Genomic DNA, 24,793 nt, shown 5'->3' with positions numbered 1-24,793 from the left:
AGTAGAGTTGACAGCAACCAGGTAACATAAAAAAACTACTATTCTTTAATCAGATTAGTAGTTTTTTGTTTTTAAAAGCTGTTCAAAGTAATTGGTCAGCAGTACTCTTTCAGCCTTGGTAAGATTAGCTTCCGGATGCTGTGCAATGTAACCTGGCATCGGCATGGTGTATTCTTTTATCGAGTGTACCGATTTTTCAAGCATACTCTTTTTTAAGTAATGATCAAAAGTGCCCCACTCAGATAAATTAAGGTGATCACGACCTTTGTTTATATGATGTTTAATGGACCAGGAGACTGGAGCTACATAAGCATAATCTGGATAAACGGTCTCATTAGAATGGCAGTCGTAGCAAGCTTTCTTCAGTACAGATTGTATGTTTTTCGGTGTATTTTGAATATGTACAAAATTCAGTTTAGCATCTATAGGTTTGTTCATTCGATTAACGGGAATGAATTGAATTAATGCAATTCCTATCAGAAACCAGTAGAGAATATTTAGAAAAGTTTTCATTTTAAAGTTTTTTGCGATCAGGTGTAGGAGTTTTTTCTGGCAACACTTCAGTTTCAACTTCTTTTTCCTCAGGAGCAAGATTCCATGTTTCTCGTATTTCCCAAAGTGGTCTTATTTCAATTTGTTTTTCGTACACAAATACAGGTTCTGCGAAAATACCATTTATAAAATCAGAAGAATCCCATATTCCATTCTCGTTTTCATCAACCAAGATCCGAACATTATATTTGGAGGGTTTCGCTGAGTTGAAAGTAATTGTAGTATCCTTTCCGTATCTGGAATAAGCAACTTCACCGCTTCCGGATACTAACTGAGTCCAGAATTTATTTGCTGGAGCATTTTCTATTGTTAGAATAAAATCACCAAAGTTCTCTAATTTATCTGTCTCAAAATCAAATCGTTTTGATACTTTCGTACTTTCATAGAATGAAGAAGCGGTTTCTTTTGGAATGGTAAGTCCGTACTTTTTACCTTCTTTAAAATCAGATTTAATATGAATTTCAAATGGATTTTGTTTAGAAATTTCTGCAGTGAAACTTTGTTGTACACTATCGGAAACTAAAGTCCATTTTTCGGGTTGTATCTTATCAAGGTAATAATTGGAGGTAAGCACGAAGTCTCTTTTCGGTGGCAGTAAGTTTCCAACATTATTTGCCAGAGACATCTCATTTTTTGTATTATATCGATAGAAAAGTGAAGTAGAATCTTTTTTGACCCCCGTATCATAACTGAATTTTAAATTTTCATTAGTATTAATGCCCACATTTTGCTCAGTGGCATTAAACCAGATGCGCGCAGAATCGGATTTTGGTTGATGGGTTACTTTATAATCCTTCAACTTTTCATTAAGTGCCACAACTTTTATAGTATCAGGATTTCCTTGGAAAGTCATTAATATTCCCCCAGGAGCTTCTTTCATTTCAACATCCTTAAATACTTTCTTAGACGGGAATAAATTAATTTTTAGACCAGAAATATTTTTATTTAAAGAGATGCTGTCTTTCAAAAATCCCACTTTTTCTTTTCCGATATCATAAACCGAATTAGAGTTACTGTCTTCAAAAGCCAAGATTCTGTATTTTCCAGGAGCAAGATAATTCAGTTCAAAATAACCATCTTCATCAGCTTTGGTAATATAGTAAGGCTTTTGGCGGTAATTCATTGAATCTTTTTGTTGATAAAGACCTACCACCAAATTTTTGGTACCATTTTCATTCTTTTGGTCCTTTTCAACAAAAGGTGCTTTTAATTCCCCACTGATAAACAAACTGTCTATTTTACTTCCCGTAGAAAATGCAAAGTTGTAGTAGCTGAGTGCATTGCCTTCATTATTATCTACAATAGCGTTTCCGAAATTGAAATTGTAAGTCGTATTTGCCTCTAAGGTGTCTTGCCATTTTATCAATAAATATTTATTAGCCATTCCCGTGGGCAACATTTTTGTGATTTTTTTCAGCGGCGGTGAGATGATTAAATTCTTATTGATGTCCTTCAGATTGATGTACTCATCGAAATCAATTCTAAGTTCTCTAATGTCTCTCGGAACATTTACTCTTGAGCTGTCAATATTACTGCCGATAACCTTGGGCGCGATGCTGTCTTTTGCGCCGCCAACTGGTGAGCCAACCCGAGCGCAGGACGCTAAAATCAAACTGATGATTATCAGAAATAAGAATCTTTTCATGTATCGGATTTGTGCAAAATTAAGAAATTTATTCACTGTAGCTGTCATTGGTCTGATTCTGTTTCAGCGTATCGGTTTCGTTCATTGTTTTCTGAAATTTTTCTTTTTCGTAAGGAAAATTTTCAAATAACCCGGAGAGTGCCAATGCTGAATAAACGCGGCTTGAATATTTGTTTCCAATGGCTATGATCGTGACTTGCGACTTCAGTAAGTGGGCAAAAACTGAATTGGTCCCGTGCCACCATCCATTATGATAGGTTAGTTTTTCATTTTCATCAAAAACTTTCATTCTAAACCCTAAACCGTAATTATTAATCCCCGGACGTTCATTGCTGTATGGTTCGAATATTTGATCCATTAAATCTGCTCTTAAAAAATTTTTAGCGAAGAGTGCTTTTGAAAAATTTAAGAGATCTCTTGGAGTGGTATAGACATTCTTGTCACCGTTGATGAGATCCAGTCGGTCGTAAGGATATACTTTTGGGCCTCGCTGATAAAATGATTTTGCTGCCGTCAAAGTATCTTTTTCCTGAAAAATATAGGAATTCTTCATTTTTAAAGGATTAAAAACCATCTGTTTTATTGCTTCGGGAAAACTTTTCGCAGTAACTTTTTCTATTAACAGAGACAATAAAGCGTAATTGGTATTGCAATACATAAAACCAGTATCTGTATTTCTTGCTAATTCAGGATGGTATTCAATCAACATATTTAAGAGATCCTGATTTGTTAAATATTTTTTGGTCAGTTCTGTGGGTTTCGGTTCTATTTTTTCGATGAAGTGTTCATATTTTGGTAAACCACTTCTTTGACTTAATAAGGTGAAAACGGTCACTTTCGGGTAGGGAAATTTTGGAAAATACTTGGTCAGGGGATCATTCAATTCAATTTTTCCAGCTTCAATTAATTTCAAAGTAGCCATTGCGGTAATGGTTTTTGAAATGGAGGCCACGTGCAAAGCTATCGTGTCAGTAATGGGAACTTGGTTATTATCTTGGGCAAAACCGCGGTATTCTTCATAGAGAACTTTATCACCTTTCGCTACTAAAAAACCACCCCATAAATCTCCATTTTCCCAAGTGTTTTTATAGTAACGGTCAATAGCCGAAACAATGGAATCTTCATTCTTTAATTGTCGGTCTTTTCTGTGAAATATTTTATCTAAATCGATATTCCCAAAATTGGGCAAACTCGTTGTAATACTCTCTTCCTCTTTTTTTTCCTTATTGCAAGAATACAAAATAAGAACAAATAAAAACAGAAGATAGAGTGGTTTGGGAAATTTCATTGAAAGAATTTTGACTTGAAAATTATCGCAATATAAGGCAAATTAGTAATAACGGATAAGACCGTGATCATAAAAATTTGTTAAGTCTAGGAAAATTTTGTCAGAATTTTATCTACAATAACTTGAGCCAGTTTCTCTTTGCTTTGAATGGTCCAGCCGGCGATATGCGGAGTGACAATTACTTTTTCTGAATGAAGTAGAAAATCTAAGTCATCGTTTTTTAATTCGATATTTTCAAATGATGTTTTTTCATATTCTAAAACATCAAGAGCAGCACCCTTTATTTTGCCGGATTTTAGTGCTTTTACTAGATCTTTAGTTTTAACATTTTTACCTCTGGCGGTATTTACAAAGTAAAAATTCTTTCGCATCTCAGAAATGAATTTTTGATCGATGATGTTATGAGTTTCTTTTGTAATCGGCAAGTGTAAGCTAAGGATATCTGCTTCCTTTTTAAGTTTTTCTAAAGAAACTTGTTGAGCAAATTCATCACCAATATTTGCCAAAATATCATGAAAAATAACCTTGCAACCAAAGCCGGAAAATCTTTTTGCGACGGCTTTTCCCATGTTTCCGTAGCCAATCAGTCCAATGGTTTTTCCCAGAATTTCATCGCCACGATTTTCTTCACGTTTCCAGATGCCATTTTTAACTTCTTGTGAGGCAATAAATAAACGATTCATCAAGAGCAAAAGCATTCCTAATACTTGTTCTGCAACAGCATCGCGATTCCCTTCTGGAGAACTGATGATTTCTATATTGGATTTTTTGGCGAATTCCACATCGATATTTTCCAGTCCTGCGCCAACTCTTGCAATAAATTTCAAATTCTTAGCGTGTTCGATAAAATTCTTATCCATAGGAATTCTGCTGCGGATAATAATACCATCATAATCGCTAACTTTATTTAAAATCTCATCGTAAGTAGAAGTGAAATCTTCAATTAAGGTGAAACCTTTAGCGGTAAGCTGTTCTGTGATTAAGAGATGGTTTTTATCAAGCAGTAGAATTTTCATGATCAGAATATTTTCGGTCGGATTTATTGATTATTCGGGGATCAGTAATATAATTAGCTGCCAAATAACTTCTTTAACTCTACAGAATCTGCTGCCTTCATTCTACCAGAGAGAATTAGTGACAATTCTTTTCTTCGAAGTGCAGCATTATATCGTTCTACTTCTTGTTCACTTACAGGTTCCATATTCGGAATTGGGATAGGTCTGTTGAATTCATCAACTGCCACGAATGTATAGATTCCTGAATTGGTGTGAATTTTTTTTTGATTAATGGGATCATCTAACCATACATCTACATAAACTTCCATTGATGTGGAAAATGCACGGGATACTTTAGATTCTAAAACCACAATACCTCCTTCCGGGATGGGATGATCAAATGAAACATGATTTACAGAAGCAGTTACAACCCGTCTTTCACAATGTCTTGCTGCTGAAATTGAAGCGCATCGATCCATTTTGGACAATAATTCACCACCGAAAAGATTATGTAAAGAGTTTGTTTCGTTAGGTAAAACGATATTGGTCATTATGGTTAGCGATTGGGACGCTTTTTTGGATTTTTCCATTTATTTTTTTTTGTTTTTTGAGCTCCATTTATTAACTGGAGGTGCTAAAGAATTTTGTAAAGAATCATTTTTAAGCGAGTCGATTCTTATTTTCTCTGTATTTAAGGAGTCTTTTTGTAGAGAGTCCTTTTTAATGAGTGCGATATTTTTTTTAGGAGTTTCCTTTCTGAAAGACCTTTTACCGAAAATTACTTCTGGTTGAGTAACTCCTAAATAGCTAATTCCGGCGATGAAGATCACCAAAGTAACTGTCCAAAATATAGACTTGTTTAATTGAAAAGCTTTTGACTGGTTTGGTTTATTATTGATTTCTGATAACTTAATTTCCTCTAAACCGTAAAAATCAGGCGATATATTTTCAGTTCTTAAGCCGGTAAAATGTATTTTATGATCGTTAAGATAAAAATCCCCTAAATTTTCTAGGTGAAGTTGACCTTCCTTGTATAAGGTAGAATTCCAATAATTAACTTGTTTTCTAACCTCAATATGAGCATCGATGAGGGTGATGTTTTTTCTCTCAGAAATAAACTGTGATAAATCACTTTCATCTGCAGATACTTCTGTCTTGAATGCTACCTCTGCACCAGGTGGAAGAATGCTTTTACCATCTTTATCAAGTTCAGCATTAATATAATTCAAATAAAAAGTTCCGAAACCTATAATGGTCGCAGTGCTGTTTCTTTTTAAAAATTCTAGAAGTAAGGAGGAGAAATTCATACGTTGGCAAATTTATGTATTTTGATTGTATTAATCAAAATTATAAACGATACACAATTCAACCTAATTTACTTATTAATTGTCGAGCGATCTGTTATGGTTACAAACTTTTATTATTTCAAAAAAATACTCCAAAAAAATTTGGAGTATCCTTAATAAAAAAAATGTAATGAATATATAGAAATGTGTTTTCTTAATTAAATCTCAAGCTCATCCCAAACATAAAATTGGTACCCGCTTGTGAAAAGTAGTAAGGATCTTTATCATAAACATAGCCATTGTTTACGTATTTTTTGTTTAAAACATTATTCACCAATAATTTTAAATCGATTTCGGTTCTTTTTAAATTTAAAGTATATTTTGCATTGAAATCCGTCAGGAAATAATCATTTAGTTTGAGGTTTTCATCATTGGTGTTGTCTAAGTATTGGCTTCCAACATATTGGTTCTGAATGCCTAAACTAAAATTAGCTGCTGGTGAATAGTTTAATAAAATATTACCGATAATATTTGGTGAAAATGAAATTGGAGTATTTCCAAGATTCTCGAATCCGGTTGTTGTCTTGTTTTTAAAATCAATGTTTTCATTCTTACTCAGCGTAAAATTCCCCGAAATGTTCCATTGATCAGAAAGCTTTGCAAGTGCTCCTACTTCAACACCCATGCGGTATCCATTCGCATTAGTTCTTATGGCAGAACCTATACTGTTAATTTCACCAGATAAAACCAACTGATCGCTGTATTTCATGTAATACAAATTGGTGGTAAAAGAGACTACACCAAAAGATTTTTCCAACCCAGCTTCAAAATCGTGAAGTCTTTCTGCCTTGACCCCAGGACTGGCGAAAAGGTCATCTCTATTGGGTTCACGATGAGCGTGTGCGTAAGAGAAAAATAGTTTGCCTGAATTTATTTTATAATTAACACCAGCTTTTGGATTAAAGAATAGCCAATTTCGTTCTAAGTTTACACCTTCACTATCTCCTTGCTGAATTATTTTAGTGTCGTAATTAATGTTTCTAAGCTGCAGATCCCCATACAATTCAAATTGATTTAATTTGATAATTGCTTTTGCAAAACCTGACAATTCGTTTTTTATAGATCGGTTCCGATAGTATTCGTGTTCTTTCACATTGGTAAGTTGTACGCCAGTTACATTGCCGAAATGTCTGCCATAATATTGGTTTCCAACAACTCCAAAATTTACATCGATATTATTAAATTTACCGTAAAGAGTAGAAACTGCTCCGTAGAAATCATTGTCTAACCATTTTTTTCTTATAAAATCAGACTTTGCTAGGGGAAGGCCATTTACTACTGGTATTTGTAGATTGTAATCGGCGAATTTAGCCGCCCATTGATCATTTTCATCGACTTGTTTGTAATTTTCATAATACCCTTTTCCATCGGTGTAATGAAAAGTAGTTTCTAAGTTCCAATTCGGATTAAGGTTTTGTTCCCACAATAATTGGTAATGATTTTGTCTGTAATTATCAGTTTCATTATCATAAAATTTCTTTTCACCAGTGGCAAGATCTTTATATTTGCCGGATCCATTAGTTCGAGGGTCCTTTTCATATTTCTCTTTGCTAATGCCGTTCCAAGCTTGGTAGGTTTTTTCCTTACCACCAAACGCCAATAGTCGAATTTTTGTTTTATTCTCTTCAAAAAGCGCCGAAAAATTATAGGAATTCAGATCCGAAAATGCCCGGTCAATATAACCATCAGAATGAATTTTGGTATATCTTCCCATCACAGAAAGGCGGTTGTTCCAGAATTTCCCGCTACCCGCTTCTGCGGAATACTTATAAGTGTTGAAAGATCCATAAGAATCGTCTGTTTTCAAATAGAATTCGTTCGCTGGGCTTTTGGTAATCACATTTACACTTGCTCCGAAAGCAGAAACTCCGTTTGATGAAGTACCAACCCCGCGCTGAATAATGATCTGAGAAGCAGAACTTGTTAAGTCACCCACATTTACAAAGAATGTTCCTTGAGATTCTGAATCATTGTAAGGAACGCCGTTCAGCATTACATTAATTGCTGTTCCACCAACTCCGCGAATTCTAAATCCAGTATAGCCAACACCATTTCCAGCATCAGAAGTCGAAATCACAGACATTTGATTTTTTAATAAAATCGGTAAATCCTGACCAAGGTTTTTTTGACCTAAATCTTTTTCGACATTAATGATTTCTTTGGTGACGGGCAGTCGTTTTAGAAAGTTGATGCTTTCAATTTCCTTCGTCTTGAGGGAATCTTGCACGGTGTTTTGTGCGAAGTAGAATGGACTTGCGATAAGTCCGAAAAAAATAAATCCTTTCATTCTTTTAATTTTTAAGATTAATTGAATAAAAGGGGTTTCGATTGTTATACGGTTTCGAATATCATTTGCATGATTTCGAATTGTCCCTAAACAGCATTACCTGTTCCAGGTTCATTGGGTATAATCTCAGCTTTTTATAGCACCCCTTTAATTTCTGGGTGCAAAACTACAAAAAGTTTTCGTTAATATGATCTATTATTGATGTCAACATAGTAGTGATTGATACCGTCTTTAGAAACTTCAAATAAACGGCCCAATTTCCAGCTGTAATTTCTTTTGATATCGGCATATTCAAAAGGTATTATTACTTTGCTATTCACATTGATGATGCCAAATTTATCATTTTTCACAGCAATGATCATTGGGTTTTTCAAATCATCACCTTCTAAAATGTGTAGATAATCATATTGCGGATAAATGGTAAATTGTCGAAAATCTGCTGGATTCTCAAATTTAGAATCCTCTATTATTCCATAAGAGCGATTCATAATATAGGCATGAAATAATTGCGCTTTGAATTCTGATGGACATTTTCCTAAATCCTCCTTTTTGAAGTGATATACTCTCCTGCCTTGGTCATTAATTCTGTAGTCTTCATCATTCAAACGTACGGATGCATATTTTTTTGTACCAAATTTCCGGACTTTATTATTCGGAGAATTTAAGAGATTACAATCTTCTGTAAAAAAGCCAACATTACTATAAATTGGTTGGATTATTATTTTGCCTTGCTGATTGGTGAATCCAGACTTGCGATCTTTCTTATACGGAATAAGAGCACATACAGAATCATTCAGTTTTACATGATCTAAATGTAGCGTGGGTTTTACGGAAGCAATTGGCTTTTTCGTAGTGTTTTTAGAAACAACTGATTTTTTCTGTGCGGAGAAAATGATAGAGGTGGTTAAAAGAAGAAAAGTGAAGAAGTTTTTCATTAGTAATTGAGCATGCCTGCAAAAATAAGAAATTATAAATTTCTTATAATAAAGAACAGAATGATGATTCCAGTGACAGTATAAATCGCTGTACTTCCAAATAAAATTTTTCTTGTTTTAGGATAAGAATATTTTAAGCCAAACCACTCAAATAAGATCCCTGTCAACACATAGGGAAGAGCGATAATAAATAACGGATTGTATGAAAACGCTTCGCGGAACTGGCCATGCAATGTAGCGTGAAGAGCTCTTTGACTACCACAGCCAGGGCAATCGTATCCCGTGAAGAATTTGAAAGGGCATTTTAGCAGATAGCTTTCAGATTGCGGATTAAACCAATAATAGAATAATAACCCGCCGCCTAAAAGTAGTGATATTATTAAAAATAAGTATTTCTTTTTAAGGATATTCACTAATTATTATAAAGGCCTGCAAACACTCCCAGTGATAACATGATCGCAATTGAAATTACAGTAATCACACCACAGGCGACACTTACAAGTACTAAGGTTTTTGCTGTTCTTGAGGAACTTTCTGCCCCTGCTACATCGCCGCGGTAGAATTTTGATTCTACACCCGCAGCATAGATAATGCTGATGATTCCCAGAATTTGGCAGCAGAAAATCGTTACTAAAATTGATTCTACTAACCATGTTTTTGGTGGAATACCATTTGCGTTCGGAGTGAAATCTTGAGTCGTCATTTGTTGTTAATTTTCGATAAAAGTAATGAAAAATAGATAATCCACATCATATTTATATTTATTCTAAATGAGATTAAGCAATCTATACCTAAAAAATTTTGTATTTTTGGGTTTCTAACGTTGATAATTAAAACAATATAAATATGACTTTCGACATTGATATGATTAAGAAAGTGTACGAGCGTTATCCTGAAAAGGTAGAAGCAGCTAGAAAAGCTGTGGGAAAACCGCTAACACTTGCAGAGAAAATTCTTTACACCCACCTTTGGGAGGGTAATGCAACGCAAACTTATGAGAGAGGAAACTCTTATGTAGATTTCGCTCCAGATAGAGTAGCGATGCAGGATGCAACTGCGCAAATGGCGTTATTGCAATTTATGCAGGCAGGAAAAGCTAAAGTTGCAGTTCCTTCAACAGCGCATGCAGATCACTTAATTCAGGCTAGAGTCGGTGCGGAAGCAGATTTACAGGAGGGAATTAATAAAAACTCAGAAGTTTTTAATTTCTTGAGTTCTGTTTGTGATAAATATGGTATTGGTTTTTGGAAACCAGGTGCTGGAATTATTCACCAGGTAGTTTTAGAGAACTATGCATTCCCAGGTGGAATGATGATCGGAACTGACTCACACACCGTAAATGCAGGTGGATTAGGAATGGTCGCAATTGGTGTTGGTGGTGCAGATGCGGTAGATGTAATGGCAGGAATGGCTTGGGAACTTAAAATGCCAAAGCTGATCGGTATTAAGTTAACAGGAAGATTAAGCGGCTGGACTGCTGCAAAAGATATTATTCTTAAAGTTGCTGGGATCCTTACTGTAAAAGGAGGAACAGGATGTATTGTAGAGTATTTTGGTGAAGGTGCACAATCACTTTCTGCTACTGGAAAAGGAACAATCTGTAATATGGGTGCCGAAATCGGTGCAACGACCTCAACCTTTGGATATGACGATTCTATGCGTAGATATTTATCTGCAACTGGAAGACAGGATGTCGTAGATGCTGCTGATAAAATTGCAGAGCACTTAACCGGGGATGATGAGGTTTATGCAAATCCAGAACAATATTTTGATCAGGTAATTGAAATTAATTTAGATGAATTAACTCCTCATTTAAATGGACCATTTACTCCAGATTTGGCAACGCCGGTAGCTGAATTTCATGATAAAGCAGTGGCTAACGGATGGCCAATTGAAGTAGAGTGGGCATTAATTGGTTCTTGTACCAACTCATCTTACGAAGATTTATCAAGAGCAGCATCTGTTGTAGAAGATGCTTTTGCAAAAGGAGTGAAACCTAAAGCAATTTTAGGAATCAATCCAGGTTCAGAGCAAGTGAAATTTACTGCTGAAAGAGATGGGTTCTTAGATTCATTCAGAAAGTTTGAATCTACCAGAATTTTTACTAATGCATGTGGACCATGTATCGGGCAGTGGGATAGAGAAGGTTCTGATAAAGGAGAGAAAAACTCAATTATTCATTCATTCAACAGAAACTTTGCAAAAAGAGCAGATGGAAATCCAAATACTCACGCTTTTGTAGCTTCTCCAGAAATGGTAGCTGCTGTGGCAATTTCAGGTAGATTAGATTTCAATCCGATTACCGATACTTTGACGAATGAAGCCGGAGAGCAAGTAAAATTAAATGAGCCGAGCGGTTTCGAATTACCTGCTAAAGGTTTTGCGGTGGATGATAATGGTTATCAAGCACCATCACATGATGGTTCTGCTGTTAAGATTGCGGTAAGCCCTACGTCAGATCGACTTCAGTTGTTAGCACCTTTTGAAGCTTGGGACGGACAGAATATTACAGGTGCTAAGGTTTTAATTAAAGCGTTTGGAAAATGTACTACTGACCATATCTCAATGGCGGGACCATGGTTAAAATATCGTGGACATTTAGATAATATTTCTAATAACATGTTGATCGGAGCGATTAACTCGTATAATATGGAAACCAACACCGTTAAAAATTCTTTAACAGGTGAGTATGGGGCAGTTCCTGCTGTAGCCAGAGCTTATAAAGCTGCTGGTATACCAACAATTGTAGTTGGCGATGAAAACTATGGGGAAGGTTCTTCTAGAGAGCATGCAGCGATGGAGCCGAGACATCTTGGTGTAAAAGCCGTTTTGGTAAAATCATTCGCTCGAATCCATGAAACGAATTTGAAGAAACAAGGAATGCTTGGTTTAACTTTTGCAGATAAAGCAGACTATGATAAATTCCAGGAAGATGACACCGTTAACTTTTTAGATTTAGATCAGTTTGCACCAGGGAAACCTCTAACTTTAGAGCTTGTTCATGCAGATGGATCAAAAGATGTTATTGTAACTAATCATACTTACAATGCGCAGCAAATCGCTTGGTATGTTGCAGGATCCGCATTAAATCTAATTGCAGCTGAGGCAGCAAATGCTTAATCTTTTTTAGAAAAAGATATTTTTGGAACCGCTCAAGAAATTGAGCGGTTCTTTATTTTTAAAAGAAAATCAGATTTGTACGTTTCCCCAATCGGAATTGTTTTCTCAGAAATCAATTGAATATTTTTCCCATCAATAGTTTGAATTTTATTTAAATTGATAATGAAGGATTTATGAACTCTCGCAAAACGATCGGGAAGTTGATTTTCTAAGGATTTTAAAGTTTCTAAAACAATATGTTCCTGATTTTCTGTGTTGATACTGACGTAATCTTTAATACTTTCAATAAAAAGTAAATCGTCAAAATTAATTCGGTTCTGTTGGCCGGAAGATTTTACGAAAAAATGAGAATGAGCAGAATCTCTTATAGGAAAAAATTCTTGTGCTTTCAAAGTGCTTTTTTCAAAACGGACGAATGAAATTGGTTTCAAAAGATAATCAACAACATTGTGCTCGTACCCTTCTAGAGCATATTCTGAATAAGCAGTTGTCAAAATATATTTGAGTTGCTCGCCAGCAATTTTCATAAAGTTGATACCTGATAATTGTGACATTTGAATATCGAGAAAAATAAGATCAGCCTCATTATTTTGAATATATTCCAAAACCGTGATTGGATTATCGGAAGTAAAAACCAATTCTAAAAACGGAATTTTCTGAACATAATTTTCCAGCAACTGAACTGCCAAAGGTTCATCGTCAACGATAATACATTTTATTTTCTGCATGGTTAAATTCGTCTTTTATCCTAATTTGATTTTCAAATCTACGGTAAATTCTGTTTCAGATTCTATAATATTTAATTCGTGATTTTTCGGATACAAAATTTCGAGACGCTTTTTAACATTGTCAATTCCAATTCCGGAAACAGCATCTTTCACTTTTTCATTTTTAAAATTATGAAGATAAAAGCCTAAAATATAATCTGTATCATTCATTTTTAAAGTAAATCCTTTTCCGCCGAAATCTCCATGTTTGAAAGCGTTTTCTACAAAAGGAACCAATAACATTGGTGAAATATGCAGGTTCGGATGATTGATGTTTTTTTCTACTATTAAAAGTTCGGGATTTTTAATTCTTAATTTTTCGAGTGCGATCAGACTATCAATATATCCAATTTCTTTATCTAAAGAAATATAATCTTTTTCCAAATCTTTGGTGCTGTATCTCAATAACTGGCTTAGTTCTTCCAATGCTGGTAACGCTTTGTCTGATTTTTGATACACTAACGAATAGATATTATTCAACGAATTAAAGATAAAATGTGGATTAATTTGTGTTTTTAAAGCTTGAAGTTGCGCACTTTTCTTTTCACTCAATAAAAGACTTTTTTCTTTTTCAGAATCAGAGAATCTTTTAAATAACCAAAAAACCGTACTGAGAAATATAGTGTTGCTGCTGAAATAAATATTATCAAAAAAATAGAAACCAAAACTTGTTTCTTCAGCATAATTTCTAAAACCCCAAAAGTGCGGAAGAAACCATTCTTCGATACAAAATCGGATGGCTACAAAAAACAAAACACTTAAGAAGAATCCCACAATCGTTTTATACAATTTATTGATGTCGAAAAATGCTGGTGCGACCAAGAAATAATTAATATAGAAACAGGCAAAACTTGTAATAAAGAAGGTAACGTCTAAAATAGGGTGACCTATTTGAAACACATAATAGGGAATGAGTATGCTCCCAATCATATAGATTAACCAATAGAAAATATGTAAATAAAGAAGAGCCTTGTTTTTCATAGTCCAAAAATAGAATTTTATTGAAAGGTTATGGTGAAAATTCGATGAAAGAGTAAAATTTCCCGATGAAACAATTTAATCGGTTCAGGAATTGGCTTTATCTAAAATCGGTTTTAAGTTCGGCTCCACTTTAATAGTTTTACGCTATCAATTTAACAGAAGCACTTTGTAGAGTGTTATTAATAGGAGCAATACAATTATGAAAAAATTACCTTTACTTATTTTATCACTTTTTTCTATTTCCTTATTTGCACAAATAGAAGATTCTTTAAAAATGAAAAATATCGAAACCGTAGTTCTCGAAGGAAAGAAAAAGATCTTCGAAAGGAAAGTAGATCGGTTTATTTATAATGTTCAGAATGCCATGGTTTCGGAAGGAAGTTCTGGCGTTGAGGTTTTGGCTAGTACGCCATTATTAAAAATTGATGAAGATAAAGGCTTACTTTCTATAGTCGGAAAAAGTGCCGCTTCGATTATGGTAAACGACCGAATGTTGAATCTTGCTGGTGCAGAATTAATGATTTATCTGAAAAGTTTACGATCTGAGAATATTGCGAAAATAGAAGTCATTACCACACCGCCGGCAAAATATGAAGCCCAGGGAAATAGTGGAATTATCAATATTATTTTAAAGAAAAACCAGAAACTTGGCTGGAACGGCTATCTGAACTCTTATTATAAACAATCTGCTTACGGAGGTTTTGGCGGTTCGGTGGGTTTGAACTATCAAAATAAAAAACTAAAAACTTCGGTAAAGTTTCGGGGTTTTGATGACGAAAAAAAATCAGTTGAAAATACTGCCTTTATTGGAAGTAGTTCTGAAATAAGCCGAGATGAAAGACGCGATATGAACGATGGTGTTGGAGCCAATGTAATTCTTGATTATTCGCTGACCGATAGAGCCAATGTCGGTTTTATTTATGATCTTTCGAAAAGCCACTTAAATATGGATATTAATTCAAGAAGTCAATATTTCTCTGGAACTCAAAATATATTGAGCACGGAAACTGATTCTAAGCATCGCTCAACATCTTCGTCTCAAATGCTGAACTTATATTATGACCAAAAATTGGGTGAACACAAATTAAGTTTCGGCGGAAATTATTACGGAAATCTTCCAGAAACTCAGGTGAATTTTATTACTACAGATTTAACAAATCAATCAAGCCAAATGGTGAGAAATCTATCGTCTGTAGATTATAAAATTTATTCCGGACAAGGTGATCTTTCTTTAAATTTTAAAAATATTAAATTAGAAACGGGCTTAAAGTACAGTCAGTTCTCTAATAGATCAAATATTGAATATTTTGAGTTCTTTAATAATGATTATGAAATCAATTCTGAAAGAAGCAATCTTTTTCAATATGATGAAAAGAATTATGCGGCATATTTAAGTGGCAGTAAAGATTTTGGTGAGAAATGGTCTGCGAAATTTGGTATTCGATATGAATATGCGCAGACAGATGGGTTTTCTGCAATTACGCGGTCAAAATCTGAAAACAGTTACGGTCAATTATTTCCAACGGCGTATGTTTCATACAACGCCAACGAAAATAATCAATTCAGTTTAAACTATTCTAAGAGAATAAATCGTCCTTACTTCCGAGCTTTGAATCCTTTTCGCTGGTATTCTAATCCTAATAGTTATCACACAGGAAACCCAACTTTGCAACCTTCATTTAATCACAATATAGAATTTAATTATATTTTTAAAAGTAAATTTTCTGCAAATATTTATTATCAAAGAAGCATTGATAATTTTGATCAGATTAGTTTTTTAGAGGGAATCAACATGATCAGTACCTTTGAAAATTATTATAATGAGAATACGTACGGTCTCAACCTTAATTATTCGAACACTTTTTTTAAATTCTGGGAAACCAATCTTTCGACTTCCTTCAGTTACAGTGATTCGCAAATCTTAAAGTTCGACGCCATCTCCCAAAAAGGTCAATCTTTTTATTATTCGACCAAAAATACTTTTCAACTTAACGAACAGAAAACTTTCTTTTTATTGATGAATTACTGGCGAAATTTACCATCGAAAAGTGGGAGTGGTTCTTCTGAAGGAAATGGAAACTTTAGTGCTGGAATTAAATTGAGCTTGATGGAAAAAGCACTACAATTAAACCTTTCAGTCAATGATCTATTCCGGCAGTCTGGCTACAGAGGAAGCGAATATTTTGCTGATAATATTCAGTCTTATAATAATTATTGGGATGCAAGAAAGTTAACATTCTCGGTAACCTATAATTTTGGAAATCAAAAAGTGAAAGCAAATAACCGTTCAGTTGATTTTGATGAAAAGAATCGAGCGAATTAAATATTAACATCTCTGGACTTTAAAGATGAAGATTTGAAAAAAGATTGAATGTATTTATACGCTTTTTATTAATTCTGTAACAAATCTCTTTTAAAGTTGTCTAATTAAATAGAAATTCATTTATGACCAAAAAAATTACCGCAGCAATTGTCGCCTTATTATTTTCTCAACTATATTTTGCACAGGAAAAACCAAATTCAGAACCTAAAGAAAAGGAGATTGAAGGAGTTACCATTGTTAAAACTAAAAAAGCCGTTGAGCAAAAAGCTGATCGCACCATTTTTGATTTTTCAGAGCAAGAGAGCCTCAATACAGGATCTGCAATGGAAGGAATTAAAAAACTTCCTGGTTTAATTGCTACGGATGTTGCCGGAATGATGTATCAGGGAAAAATGCTTGATGTGTATTTGAACGGTCGCCCTTTAAATATTTCTACCAACGATCTAACTTCCTTCTTGGAAGGAATGCCAGCAAATTCTATCGAGAGGATTGAAGTAATTACCCAACCTGGTGCGGAATTTCCTGCTTCTTCCGGTGGAGCAATTATGAATATTATTACCAATAAAAATGCAAATAAATATTTAACTGCAACTTATTCTGGGAATTACGCTTTTACCAATGAAGATAAATTTCGCAGTAGAACCAACAACTCATTAAGTTTAAATGCCAGAAATAAATATTTCGGTTGGCAGTTAAGAGTTGGTCAAAGCTATCGTGAAAGTGAAATGAATAGCAATCAGGATAATTTGGTTTTATCAAATACCGATCGAGTTGCTCGTGGAACTTTTGCCAAAGCTGGAGTTACTTTTGACCTAGGAAACGATAAATTATTATTGAACTACGATGTTTATAGCAACAATAATGATAATCTTACTTTAAGTGATGGGGCGTACAGATTGCCAACTAATATTTTAAATACCTATACTTCACTGGATGCGGCTAAAACCAATTCACTTCGCCAAGAAGCAGTTATAACGTATCAGAAACGTTTTGATGACAAAAACAAAAAGCTCGATTTCCAAGCGGGATATACGCGTTCAGATAATGATTTTTATCAAGATAATATTTATAACCAATCGACGTCATTTGGATATTTAAGTGAAGGCAGAAAACTTGATAACAGTTCTTTGATGCAGGTTTCGAACTTTAAAGTAGATTTTTCGCAACCCGTTAAAATTCTAGATGAAGGTAAAGTAAGTTTTGGTGGTTTATATGAAAATCAGATTTTCGATACCGAAAGTAAGGGAATTACCAATTTGGAATATCAAAGAAATACCGCTTCAACGTATTTAGAATTTCAAGCAAAGTTAAAAAAGTTTGATTTTGTTATCGGGACAAGAGCAGAAAATTATGATATTTCTGGGACTACAAGGTTGAGAGACTCACAGGGAATTTTACAACAAAAGGAGCTCATTCCTTTTAACAAATTCAAATTATTCCCAAATGCTAGTATTCAATACAATTTAATGAATCAGGTCTATCTTGCCTTTAATTATAACAAGAAAATTACCTTACCAAGTATATCGGCCCTAAATCCAAATAACAACACATTTACCGGACCCAATTCTAACATGAGTGGGAATCCATATTTGCAGCCCACGATTTATGATAATTTTGAAATAAAACTTTCGGCGTTTGACTATGCTTTTATCGGATACAATGTTTCTTCAATCGACAATCAAGTTGCGCAAATTTTGTCCAGAGATGGAGATGTCATTACTAATGAGCAGGTGAATATTCCCAACATGAGAATTCACAATTTTAATGTGGGCATGCCGATCCCTTTTATGCTTTTCACCAAACCATTTAGTGAGATAATGAAGATGAATTTTAACCCAGATAAAATAAATTTCCTTTACGTTTATGCGGGTTATATGAAACACGAGATCAAAGAAATTGATCCGAAAGGAATGTGGGTTGTAAACTTGATGGCTCAGGTAATGCTTCCTTCTCAAATTAAAATGACCGCCAATTACAACGTGCTGTCCAAGAAAGCTGGATTTTATTATTTTGAGTCCGAAATACCTTTTAATGAACAGGTGGATTTAAATTTCACCAAGAAATTCCTTAATGACAAATTAACGATTTCGATTTTTGGTAAAGATCTGTTTAATACACAAGTGACTCAGCTTAGATCGAAACCACTTACGGGAAATAGTGTATTCCTATACAATAAAACAGATACCAGAAATTTCGGTATCTCAGTGAATTATAAGATTCCGACCAAGAACAAATTGGCAAAAGAAGATGCTAATATTTTAAAGCAGACCAATCAAAATGACGGTAATGGTGGTGTAATGCCACAATCACCTAATTAAAAGGATAATTGACGTTTACTCTTCACAAGCTTTCCAAACCGCATCATTCTGAGGAACTGGTGCGGTGACGGAGATTTTCTCTAGGGAGACGGGATGCATAAATTCTAGGTTACGCGCGTGAAGGTGGATTCCCCCATCAGGATTAGACCTTGCAGAACCATATTTTAAATCCCCTTTAATGGGAACGCCAATTTTTGATAATTGCGCTCGAATCTGATGATGGCGACCTGTTTCTAAATCAACCTCTAACAACTGAAAGTTATCAAGAATTTTGATGATTTGGTAATTGAGGATAGACTCCTTCGCACCAATCGTTGCTTTCGGAAAAACGGTTGCTTTATTGTTTTTTTCATTTTTCTGAAGATAATGGATCAATCGCTGCTGTTGTGGAATTTCCGTCTTAGGAACTACAGCCCAGTAGGTTTTTTTTATTTCACGATTTTTGACCATCTGCGTAAGTCGCGACAGCGCTTTTGAGGTTTTAGCATAAATCACCAATCCAGAAGTTGGCCTATCGATTCGGTGTACTAATCCCAGAAATACGTTCCCTGGTTTCTGATCTCTTTTTTTTATAAAATTTTTAAGGAGATCCAGCAAAGAAAGATCGCCGGTTTTATCGCCCTGAACCAGCTGACCTGCCAGTTTATTGATGATCAAAAGATGATTGTCTTCGAAAACGATTTGTTCTTGCATAAGTGGAAATTACAGTTTTCAAAATTAAGATAAATAAACCACTAAAACTGCAAGAACTTATTCCGGCTCTAAATTTTTGTAGGCACGGAAAAATATCTTCTGAGAATCAAAAGCAATATCATCTAAATTGATCCTAGCTTTATTAATCCAAATACTTTCGGAAATTTCCGATAACTCTAATTTCAAGTCGAATTTCTCTGATACCTCGTATTCATAAAATAGATCTAAAGTATTGTAAGATATGTTCTTGTACTCATAAACATTGGGTAAACTGCAGAGATAGTGTAGTTTTGATTGATCGAGTTTCATTTTCAATTCCTCAAACAATTCTCTTTCGCACGTTTGCTCAGCACTTTCTTTTGGATCTACAAATCCGCCTGCAAGATCTAATTTACCTTTTTGAGGTTCTTGATTTCTGCGGGTAAATAGAATCTCATTACCATGTCTTATTACCACAGCGACTGCTGCTGCGGTGTTGTGGTATAAGACATAATCACAAGTGGAGCAGCTCAATTTCTGTACGCCATCCCAATTAAGTGTTGTGTTTCCACATTGAGGACAAAACTTTAAGTCTTTCATTAATTCTTATTCCGCGGATGGAAGTTTAAGATTACATCGCGTAATTCTTCGTTTTTTAAATGAGTATAAATTTCAGTAGTGGTGATACTTGAATGTCCCAGCATTTCCTGAATGTAGCGTAAGTCAGCACCATTTTGCAGTAAATGGGTAGCGAATGAATGTCGGAAGGTGTGAGGTGAGATCTTTTTGCTGATTCCTGCTTTTTCCGTTAATTCCTTAATGATGATGAACACAATTACTCTCGACATTGATGATCCTCTACTATTCAGGAAAACAATATCTTCAAATTTTTTGTTGATTTTGGATTTCGGACGAACGGTGGAAATGTAATCTTTCAGTAAATCTGCAGTATATTCTGCTAAAGGCACGAATCGTGTTTTGTCACCTTTTCCTTCTACTTTTAAGTAAGATTCTTTAAAGTTGATATTGGAAATTTTCAAGTCAATCAGTTCAGAAACCCGAAGACCACAACCATAAAGAACTTCGATCATACATTGATTTCTCTTCCCTAAATCTGTAGAAATATTGATGGTTTCAATAATGCGTTCTACATATTCAAAACTAAGGGTGTCCGGAAGATAGAGTCCTAATTTTGGCCCTTCAAGTAAAGAAGCAGGATTGTCTTCTCTGATCTCTTCATCTATTAAATACTTAAAAAAAGCTTTAATTGAAGAGACCCATCTGGCTTGTGTACGCTCGCTAAATTTCTTTTTCGAAAGTTGAAAGAAATATTCCTGTATATTTTCGTAAGTAATTTCAACTGGACAGGTCGATTCCAAGTGAGTTTCAGAAAAACATTTTAGTTTTTTAATGTCGCGCATATATGCATCGACTGTATTGTCTGAGAAATTCCTTTCAAATTTTAGAAAAGTTTCAAAGTCGCTAATTTTTTCATCCCAAGTGATCATTGTGTGTGTTTTGTGTTTTTATTTAGTAGGAATCATGAGCTTTTTAATTCGTCCTCATGAACTTTCATTATTTCAATGCCATGATTTTTCAAGAATTTAATTCCTTCATTATCAGAATAGTCATCCAGGTAGACTATTTTTTTGATACCAGACTGCAACACCAGTTTGCTGCATTCTTTACATGGAGATAAGGTAAGGTAAAGGGTTGCGTTTTTTGCAGATTGCGTAGAGCTTGCTAATTTTAAAATAGCATTTGCTTCTGCATGGAGTACAAACCACTGGGTGTTCCCCGATGGGTCCTCGCAGCAATTATCAAAACCAGAAGGGGTGCCGTTATAACCATCCGAAATGATCATTCGGTCCTTTACAATTAATGCGCCGACCTGTTTACGTTTGCAATAAGACAATTTTGCCCAAACACGAGCCATTTTCAAATACGCAACATCAAATTTTGTAACTTCCAACTTATCTATTTTTCAGTACTGATTTTATTATTTTCTAAAAAGATGGCTTTCTCTTCTCCAGAAAAGCGCTTACTCCTTCTTTCTTATCTTCCATTTCAAATAATTCACCGAATGCGGTGATTTCCGATTCGAAGCCTTGGTCAGAATCGGATAAATTGATTGCTTTTATAGCCTTAGAAATTGCCATAGGTGAATTCTGTGCGATTACGTTTGCGAGTTCTTTGGCCTTTGGTAAAAGATCTTCCAAACTATAAACGTCATTAAGAAGTCCTATTTCTTTCGCACGCTCCGCGTTGATCATTTTTGCAGAGAAAATCAACTCATTTGCCAATCCTTTTCCTACTAATTTGGGTAATCTCTGTGTTCCTCCATACCCGGGAATTAATCCTAGGGTTACTTCAGGCAGGCCAAGTCTTGCATTGTCTGATCCATATCGAATGTGACAAGATAGGGCAAGCTCTAACCCACCACCTAGTGCGAAACCATTAACTGCAGCGATTACTGGTTTGTTAAAGTCTTCAATTTTATTAAAAAGTGTTTTTTGTCCTTGTCTGGCCAGATCTTCAGCAGCTGAAGTGCCAAAATCTGCAAATTCCTTAATATCCGCTCCCGCGACAAATGATTTTTCTCCACTTCCTGTAATGATTACTGCCCTAATTTCATTTTCGGCGGCAAGATTATCCAACACGCTGCTTAATTCTGAAATAGTCTGTGCGTTAAGAGCATTAAGACTATGGGGACGATTAATGGTAATGATTGCGAGCTTTTCTTCTTTTTCTAAGACAATATTCTGGTAAGACATTTGAACGGGAAATTAGGTATTGGTAATTGGTGCAAATTAATTAATATAAATGAATTATAAATGGGTGAAATGCCCCTAAATTTCATTTATTGAACTATTATTGATTATTTTATTTCATTATTATATCGAATGATTCATCATGTTGCCATCGATGTTTACTTGTAATCCTAGCGCTATTTTCATTCCTAACTCAATATTAGCTCTAAAGAAGTGGCACAGTTGACGGTTAATAATTTCATCTTTTTTAGGTCCCGATATACTCCTCATCGATGCTACAATGTTTGAGATCAAATTCTCACGAGCTTCTTGGTTCATAGCTTTAGAATACAATAAGCCGGGTTGTGTAAAATGGTCGTCGTCATTTTCATTTCGATCGTAGAATGCTACATGATTATTTTCTAGATCCTCCTCTAAGCTTTTGTATTTTTGAGAAGGTGACAGGTCTCCAAAGCTGTTAGGAAAATAGTTGGGAGCATCTTTATATATGCTCGAATCTGCCATTGCACCGTCTCTTTGGTAGTTGTTAACTTCAAATGGACATCGGTTAACTTCTAATAGATGGGAATTGACCCCCAATCGGTACCGATGTGCGTCTGGATATGAAAACAATCTTCCTTGTAGCATTTTATCGGGTGAGAAGCTAACCCCATTGACTAAATTACTCGGTGAAAAGGCAGACTGTTCGACATGAGCAAAGTAGTTCACTGGAATTTCATTGAGTTCCATTTCTCCTACTTCAATTAGAGGGAATTCATCGTGGAACCAAACTTTGGTAACGTCGAAAGGATTCCAGCGAAATTCTTTCGCCTGTTCTTCGGTCATTACCTGAATATATAGAGTCCATTTAGGAAAATCTTTTTCTTCTAAAGCACTCATCAAATCTTCTTGGGCAAAATCAGGATTTACTCCCTTCATTTTCGTTGCTTCATCTTGGTTGAAGTTTTTGATTCCCTGCTTTGTTTTAAAATGAAACTTGACCCATACTCTTTCATTATCTGAATTGATCATAGAATAAGTATGAGAGCCAAAACCATGCATATGGCGGTATCCATATGGCGTTCCACGATCAGACATAAGGATAAGTACCTGATGGAGAGATTCTGGATTTAAACTCCAAAAGTCCCAGATCATGGTCGCACTTTTCAAGTTTGTTTTAGGTAGCCTCTTTTGGGTATGAATAAAATCTGGAAATTTCTTCGAATCTTTAATAAAAAAGACGGGTGTGTTATTCCCCACCAAATCCCAGTTTCCATCTTCTGTATAAAATTTAACTGCAAATCCGCGAGGATCTCTTTCGGTATCAGCGCTTCCTTTTTCACCCCCAACCGTAGAAAAGCGGGTGAAAATTCGACATGAATTTCCAACTTCTGAAAAGATTTTGGCTTTTGTATATTGGCTAATATCATGCGTCACTGTAAAAGTGCCGTAAGCACCAGTCCCCTTTGCGTGTACAACTCTTTCTGGAATTCGCTCCCGTACAAAATGAGCGAGGTTTTCCTGTAAGATAAAATCCTGAAGTAAGACAGGACCTCTAAATCCGGCAGTTTGTGAATCCTCGTGATCGCTATAAGGAATTCCTACAGAATTAGTCAGCTTTTTATCGCTCATATAGATAATTTTAAAAGGTCAAATTTATTAAAAATAATGAAGATAAATTAAATTGTAAGTATATTTGACATAGACTAAATAAATCAAATGAATATTCAGCAATTAGAATATATTATCGCCGTAGATAAATACAAACACTTTGGAAACGCTGCACAAGCGTGTTTTATTACACAGCCCACGTTAAGTGCAATGATTCAGAAGTTTGAAGATGAAATGGATGTGAAGATCTTTGACCGTACTACGCATCCGATCCGGACCACAGATGTAGGAATAGAGATTGTTACGGAAGCGAAAAGAGTAATTGATGCCATCAACGAATTAAAGAGTAAAGCTAATCTACTCAATAACGTGTTGGCAGGAAAACTTAATTTAGGGATTATCCCAACCGTTTCGGGTTTTATACTTCCCACAGTAATCTTTGACTTCTTAAAAAATCATCCAAAGATTGAACTTAATGTGAAGGAGATGACCACGGATAATATAATAAAGGCTTTAAAATCCGGTGAGCTTGATGCAGGTATAATTTCTACGCCGTACACTGCAGCCAATGAATTTTACCAGGATTTTCTTTTCAATGAAGAGCTAATGCTCTATTCTTCGGACGAAAGTGAAGAGCAAAAGGAAGACAGCTTTGTAGTTCCAGAGAAAATTGATGTACAAAAAGTTTGGTTGTTAGAGGAAGGAAACTGTCTTAGAACTCAATTTGAAAATATATGTGAACTTCGAGAAAATACGGTAAAGCCAAAGAATTTAGAATTTGTGGCATCTAATATTAATACCTTAATTCAACTGGTAGATAAATTGGGAGGTATGAGTATTTTACCAGAATTGGCGGTCGAACAATTATCGCCTAGCCAACAAAAGAAGGTAAAAAGATTTAGAAGTCCTTTTCCTTATCGTGAAATTTCCATGATCTATTACAAACCTACCTACAAGCAGAAAATTTTGGATGAAATGATCCTTTTTATCGCAGATTCTTTGAAAACAAAATTGAATTTCAACGATAATACTTCTGAATTTGTAGGTGTTAAACCACAATGATTTATAACAGCATTATAAATTTTGTTCTTTAATAAATAGTCTTTAAATTTGCTGCTAATATTTCAGGAGGAAAAATTTGAACTGATTGCAACCTCATAAAAAAATGCTAAAACAAAAATTCTCTTTTAGTTTTCGATTGCA

22 protein-coding genes and 1 riboswitch are annotated in these 24,793 nt (G+C 34.8%); of the genes, 4 read left to right on the top strand and 18 right to left on the bottom strand.

From position 1 onward, the window contains the following. Positions 1-54 precede the first annotated feature (54 nt). From FNJ88_RS05610 to FNJ88_RS05565, 10 genes are all read right to left on the bottom strand, one after another. Positions 55-513: a heme-binding domain-containing protein gene (locus FNJ88_RS05610; protein WP_143852243.1), complete on the bottom strand. Its 459-nt coding sequence runs from the start codon at positions 511-513 to the stop codon at positions 55-57. Position 514: 1 nt separating this feature from the next. Then, a complete protein-coding gene (locus FNJ88_RS05605) occupies positions 515-2,197 on the bottom strand; it encodes an Ig-like domain-containing domain (RefSeq protein WP_143852242.1) in 1,683 nt (560 codons plus the stop codon). Positions 2,198-2,225: 28 nt separating this feature from the next. Next, the gene (locus tag FNJ88_RS05600; protein WP_143852241.1) at positions 2,226-3,485 is read right to left on the bottom strand and encodes a serine hydrolase domain-containing protein; all 1,260 of its coding nucleotides are present in this window, start codon (positions 3,483-3,485) and stop codon (positions 2,226-2,228) included. An 86-nt stretch (positions 3,486-3,571) separates the two neighbouring features. Next, positions 3,572-4,501: a 2-hydroxyacid dehydrogenase gene (locus FNJ88_RS05595; protein WP_143852240.1), complete on the bottom strand. Its 930-nt coding sequence runs from the start codon at positions 4,499-4,501 to the stop codon at positions 3,572-3,574. 53 nt (positions 4,502-4,554) lie between these two features. Further along, the gene (locus FNJ88_RS05590; RefSeq protein WP_143852239.1) at positions 4,555-5,070 is read right to left on the bottom strand and encodes an acyl-CoA thioesterase; all 516 of its coding nucleotides are present in this window, start codon (positions 5,068-5,070) and stop codon (positions 4,555-4,557) included. Beyond that, positions 5,071-5,787 carry a hypothetical protein gene (locus tag FNJ88_RS05585; protein ID WP_143852238.1) on the bottom strand — a complete coding sequence of 239 codons (717 nt, stop codon included), beginning with the start codon at positions 5,785-5,787 and terminating at the stop codon, positions 5,071-5,073. Between the two features lie 193 nt (positions 5,788-5,980). Then, a complete protein-coding gene (locus FNJ88_RS05580) occupies positions 5,981-8,113 on the bottom strand; it encodes a TonB-dependent receptor (RefSeq protein ID WP_143852237.1) in 2,133 nt (710 codons plus the stop codon). A gap of 66 nt (positions 8,114-8,179) precedes the next feature. Then, a riboswitch (TPP riboswitch) is annotated at positions 8,180-8,270 on the bottom strand. 25 nt (positions 8,271-8,295) lie between these two features. Beyond that, complete coding sequence (locus FNJ88_RS05575; protein WP_143852236.1) at positions 8,296-9,048, bottom strand: WG repeat-containing protein; 753 nt, start codon at positions 9,046-9,048, stop codon at positions 8,296-8,298. A gap of 32 nt (positions 9,049-9,080) precedes the next feature. Then, positions 9,081-9,461 carry a DUF2752 domain-containing protein gene (locus FNJ88_RS05570; protein ID WP_143852235.1) on the bottom strand — a complete coding sequence of 127 codons (381 nt, stop codon included), beginning with the start codon at positions 9,459-9,461 and terminating at the stop codon, positions 9,081-9,083. After that, on the bottom strand, positions 9,461-9,751 hold the full coding sequence (locus FNJ88_RS05565; RefSeq protein WP_143852234.1) for a CD225/dispanin family protein: 291 nt from the start codon (positions 9,749-9,751) through the stop codon (positions 9,461-9,463). The genes FNJ88_RS05570 and FNJ88_RS05565 overlap by 1 nt, the downstream gene beginning before the upstream one ends. A gap of 143 nt (positions 9,752-9,894) precedes the next feature. Here FNJ88_RS05565 and FNJ88_RS05560 point away from each other — a divergent pair, with 143 nt between their 5' ends. After that, on the top strand, positions 9,895-12,168 hold the full coding sequence (locus tag FNJ88_RS05560) for an aconitate hydratase (protein WP_143852233.1): 2,274 nt from the start codon (positions 9,895-9,897) through the stop codon (positions 12,166-12,168). A gap of 32 nt (positions 12,169-12,200) precedes the next feature. Here FNJ88_RS05560 and FNJ88_RS05555 read toward each other — a convergent pair whose 3' ends face one another. Beyond that, positions 12,201-12,896, bottom strand: coding sequence for a LytR/AlgR family response regulator transcription factor (locus FNJ88_RS05555; protein WP_143852232.1), 696 nt, complete (start codon positions 12,894-12,896; stop codon positions 12,201-12,203). Between the two features lie 15 nt (positions 12,897-12,911). After that, positions 12,912-13,916: a sensor histidine kinase gene (locus FNJ88_RS05550; RefSeq protein WP_143852231.1), complete on the bottom strand. Its 1,005-nt coding sequence runs from the start codon at positions 13,914-13,916 to the stop codon at positions 12,912-12,914. A gap of 274 nt (positions 13,917-14,190) precedes the next feature. Here FNJ88_RS05550 and FNJ88_RS05545 point away from each other — a divergent pair, with 274 nt between their 5' ends. Both FNJ88_RS05545 and FNJ88_RS05540 read left to right on the top strand, forming a co-directional pair. Continuing rightward, positions 14,191-16,239, top strand: a complete 2,049-nt coding sequence (locus FNJ88_RS05545; protein ID WP_228414574.1) for an outer membrane beta-barrel family protein — start codon at positions 14,191-14,193, stop codon at positions 16,237-16,239. Between the two features lie 122 nt (positions 16,240-16,361). Further along, complete coding sequence (locus tag FNJ88_RS05540; RefSeq protein ID WP_143852229.1) at positions 16,362-18,557, top strand: outer membrane beta-barrel protein; 2,196 nt, start codon at positions 16,362-16,364, stop codon at positions 18,555-18,557. 15 nt (positions 18,558-18,572) lie between these two features. On the opposite strand, the gene FNJ88_RS05535 is transcribed toward FNJ88_RS05540, so the two are convergent. The 6 genes from FNJ88_RS05535 to FNJ88_RS05510 form a co-directional block, all read right to left on the bottom strand. Beyond that, the gene (locus FNJ88_RS05535; protein ID WP_143852228.1) at positions 18,573-19,250 is read right to left on the bottom strand and encodes an RluA family pseudouridine synthase; all 678 of its coding nucleotides are present in this window, start codon (positions 19,248-19,250) and stop codon (positions 18,573-18,575) included. 57 nt (positions 19,251-19,307) lie between these two features. Next, positions 19,308-19,829: an NUDIX domain-containing protein gene (locus FNJ88_RS05530; RefSeq protein ID WP_143852227.1), complete on the bottom strand. Its 522-nt coding sequence runs from the start codon at positions 19,827-19,829 to the stop codon at positions 19,308-19,310. Beyond that, complete coding sequence (gene xerD, locus FNJ88_RS05525; RefSeq protein ID WP_143853874.1) at positions 19,829-20,734, bottom strand: site-specific tyrosine recombinase XerD; 906 nt, start codon at positions 20,732-20,734, stop codon at positions 19,829-19,831. The genes FNJ88_RS05530 and xerD overlap by 1 nt, the downstream gene beginning before the upstream one ends. A 35-nt stretch (positions 20,735-20,769) precedes the next feature. Continuing rightward, entirely contained in the window at positions 20,770-21,165 is a 396-nt protein-coding gene (locus FNJ88_RS05520) for a deoxycytidylate deaminase (RefSeq protein WP_262711477.1), read from the bottom strand. A 70-nt stretch (positions 21,166-21,235) separates the two neighbouring features. Then, on the bottom strand, positions 21,236-22,003 hold the full coding sequence (locus FNJ88_RS05515) for an enoyl-CoA hydratase-related protein (protein WP_143852225.1): 768 nt from the start codon (positions 22,001-22,003) through the stop codon (positions 21,236-21,238). Positions 22,004-22,123: 120 nt separating this feature from the next. Next, positions 22,124-23,611 (bottom strand): catalase, encoded by a 1,488-nt coding sequence (locus tag FNJ88_RS05510; protein WP_143852224.1) that lies wholly within the window; start codon positions 23,609-23,611, stop codon positions 22,124-22,126. An 87-nt stretch (positions 23,612-23,698) separates the two neighbouring features. Here FNJ88_RS05510 and FNJ88_RS05505 point away from each other — a divergent pair, with 87 nt between their 5' ends. Then, entirely contained in the window at positions 23,699-24,652 is a 954-nt protein-coding gene (locus FNJ88_RS05505; RefSeq protein ID WP_143852223.1) for a hydrogen peroxide-inducible genes activator, read from the top strand. The last annotated feature ends 141 nt before the right edge of the window (positions 24,653-24,793 follow it).

Origin of the sequence: Chryseobacterium sp. SNU WT5, assembly GCF_007362475.1 — a bacterium.
GTDB lineage: Bacteria > Bacteroidota > Bacteroidia > Flavobacteriales > Weeksellaceae > Kaistella.
This window is presented reverse-complemented; position numbering and strand designations above follow the sequence as displayed.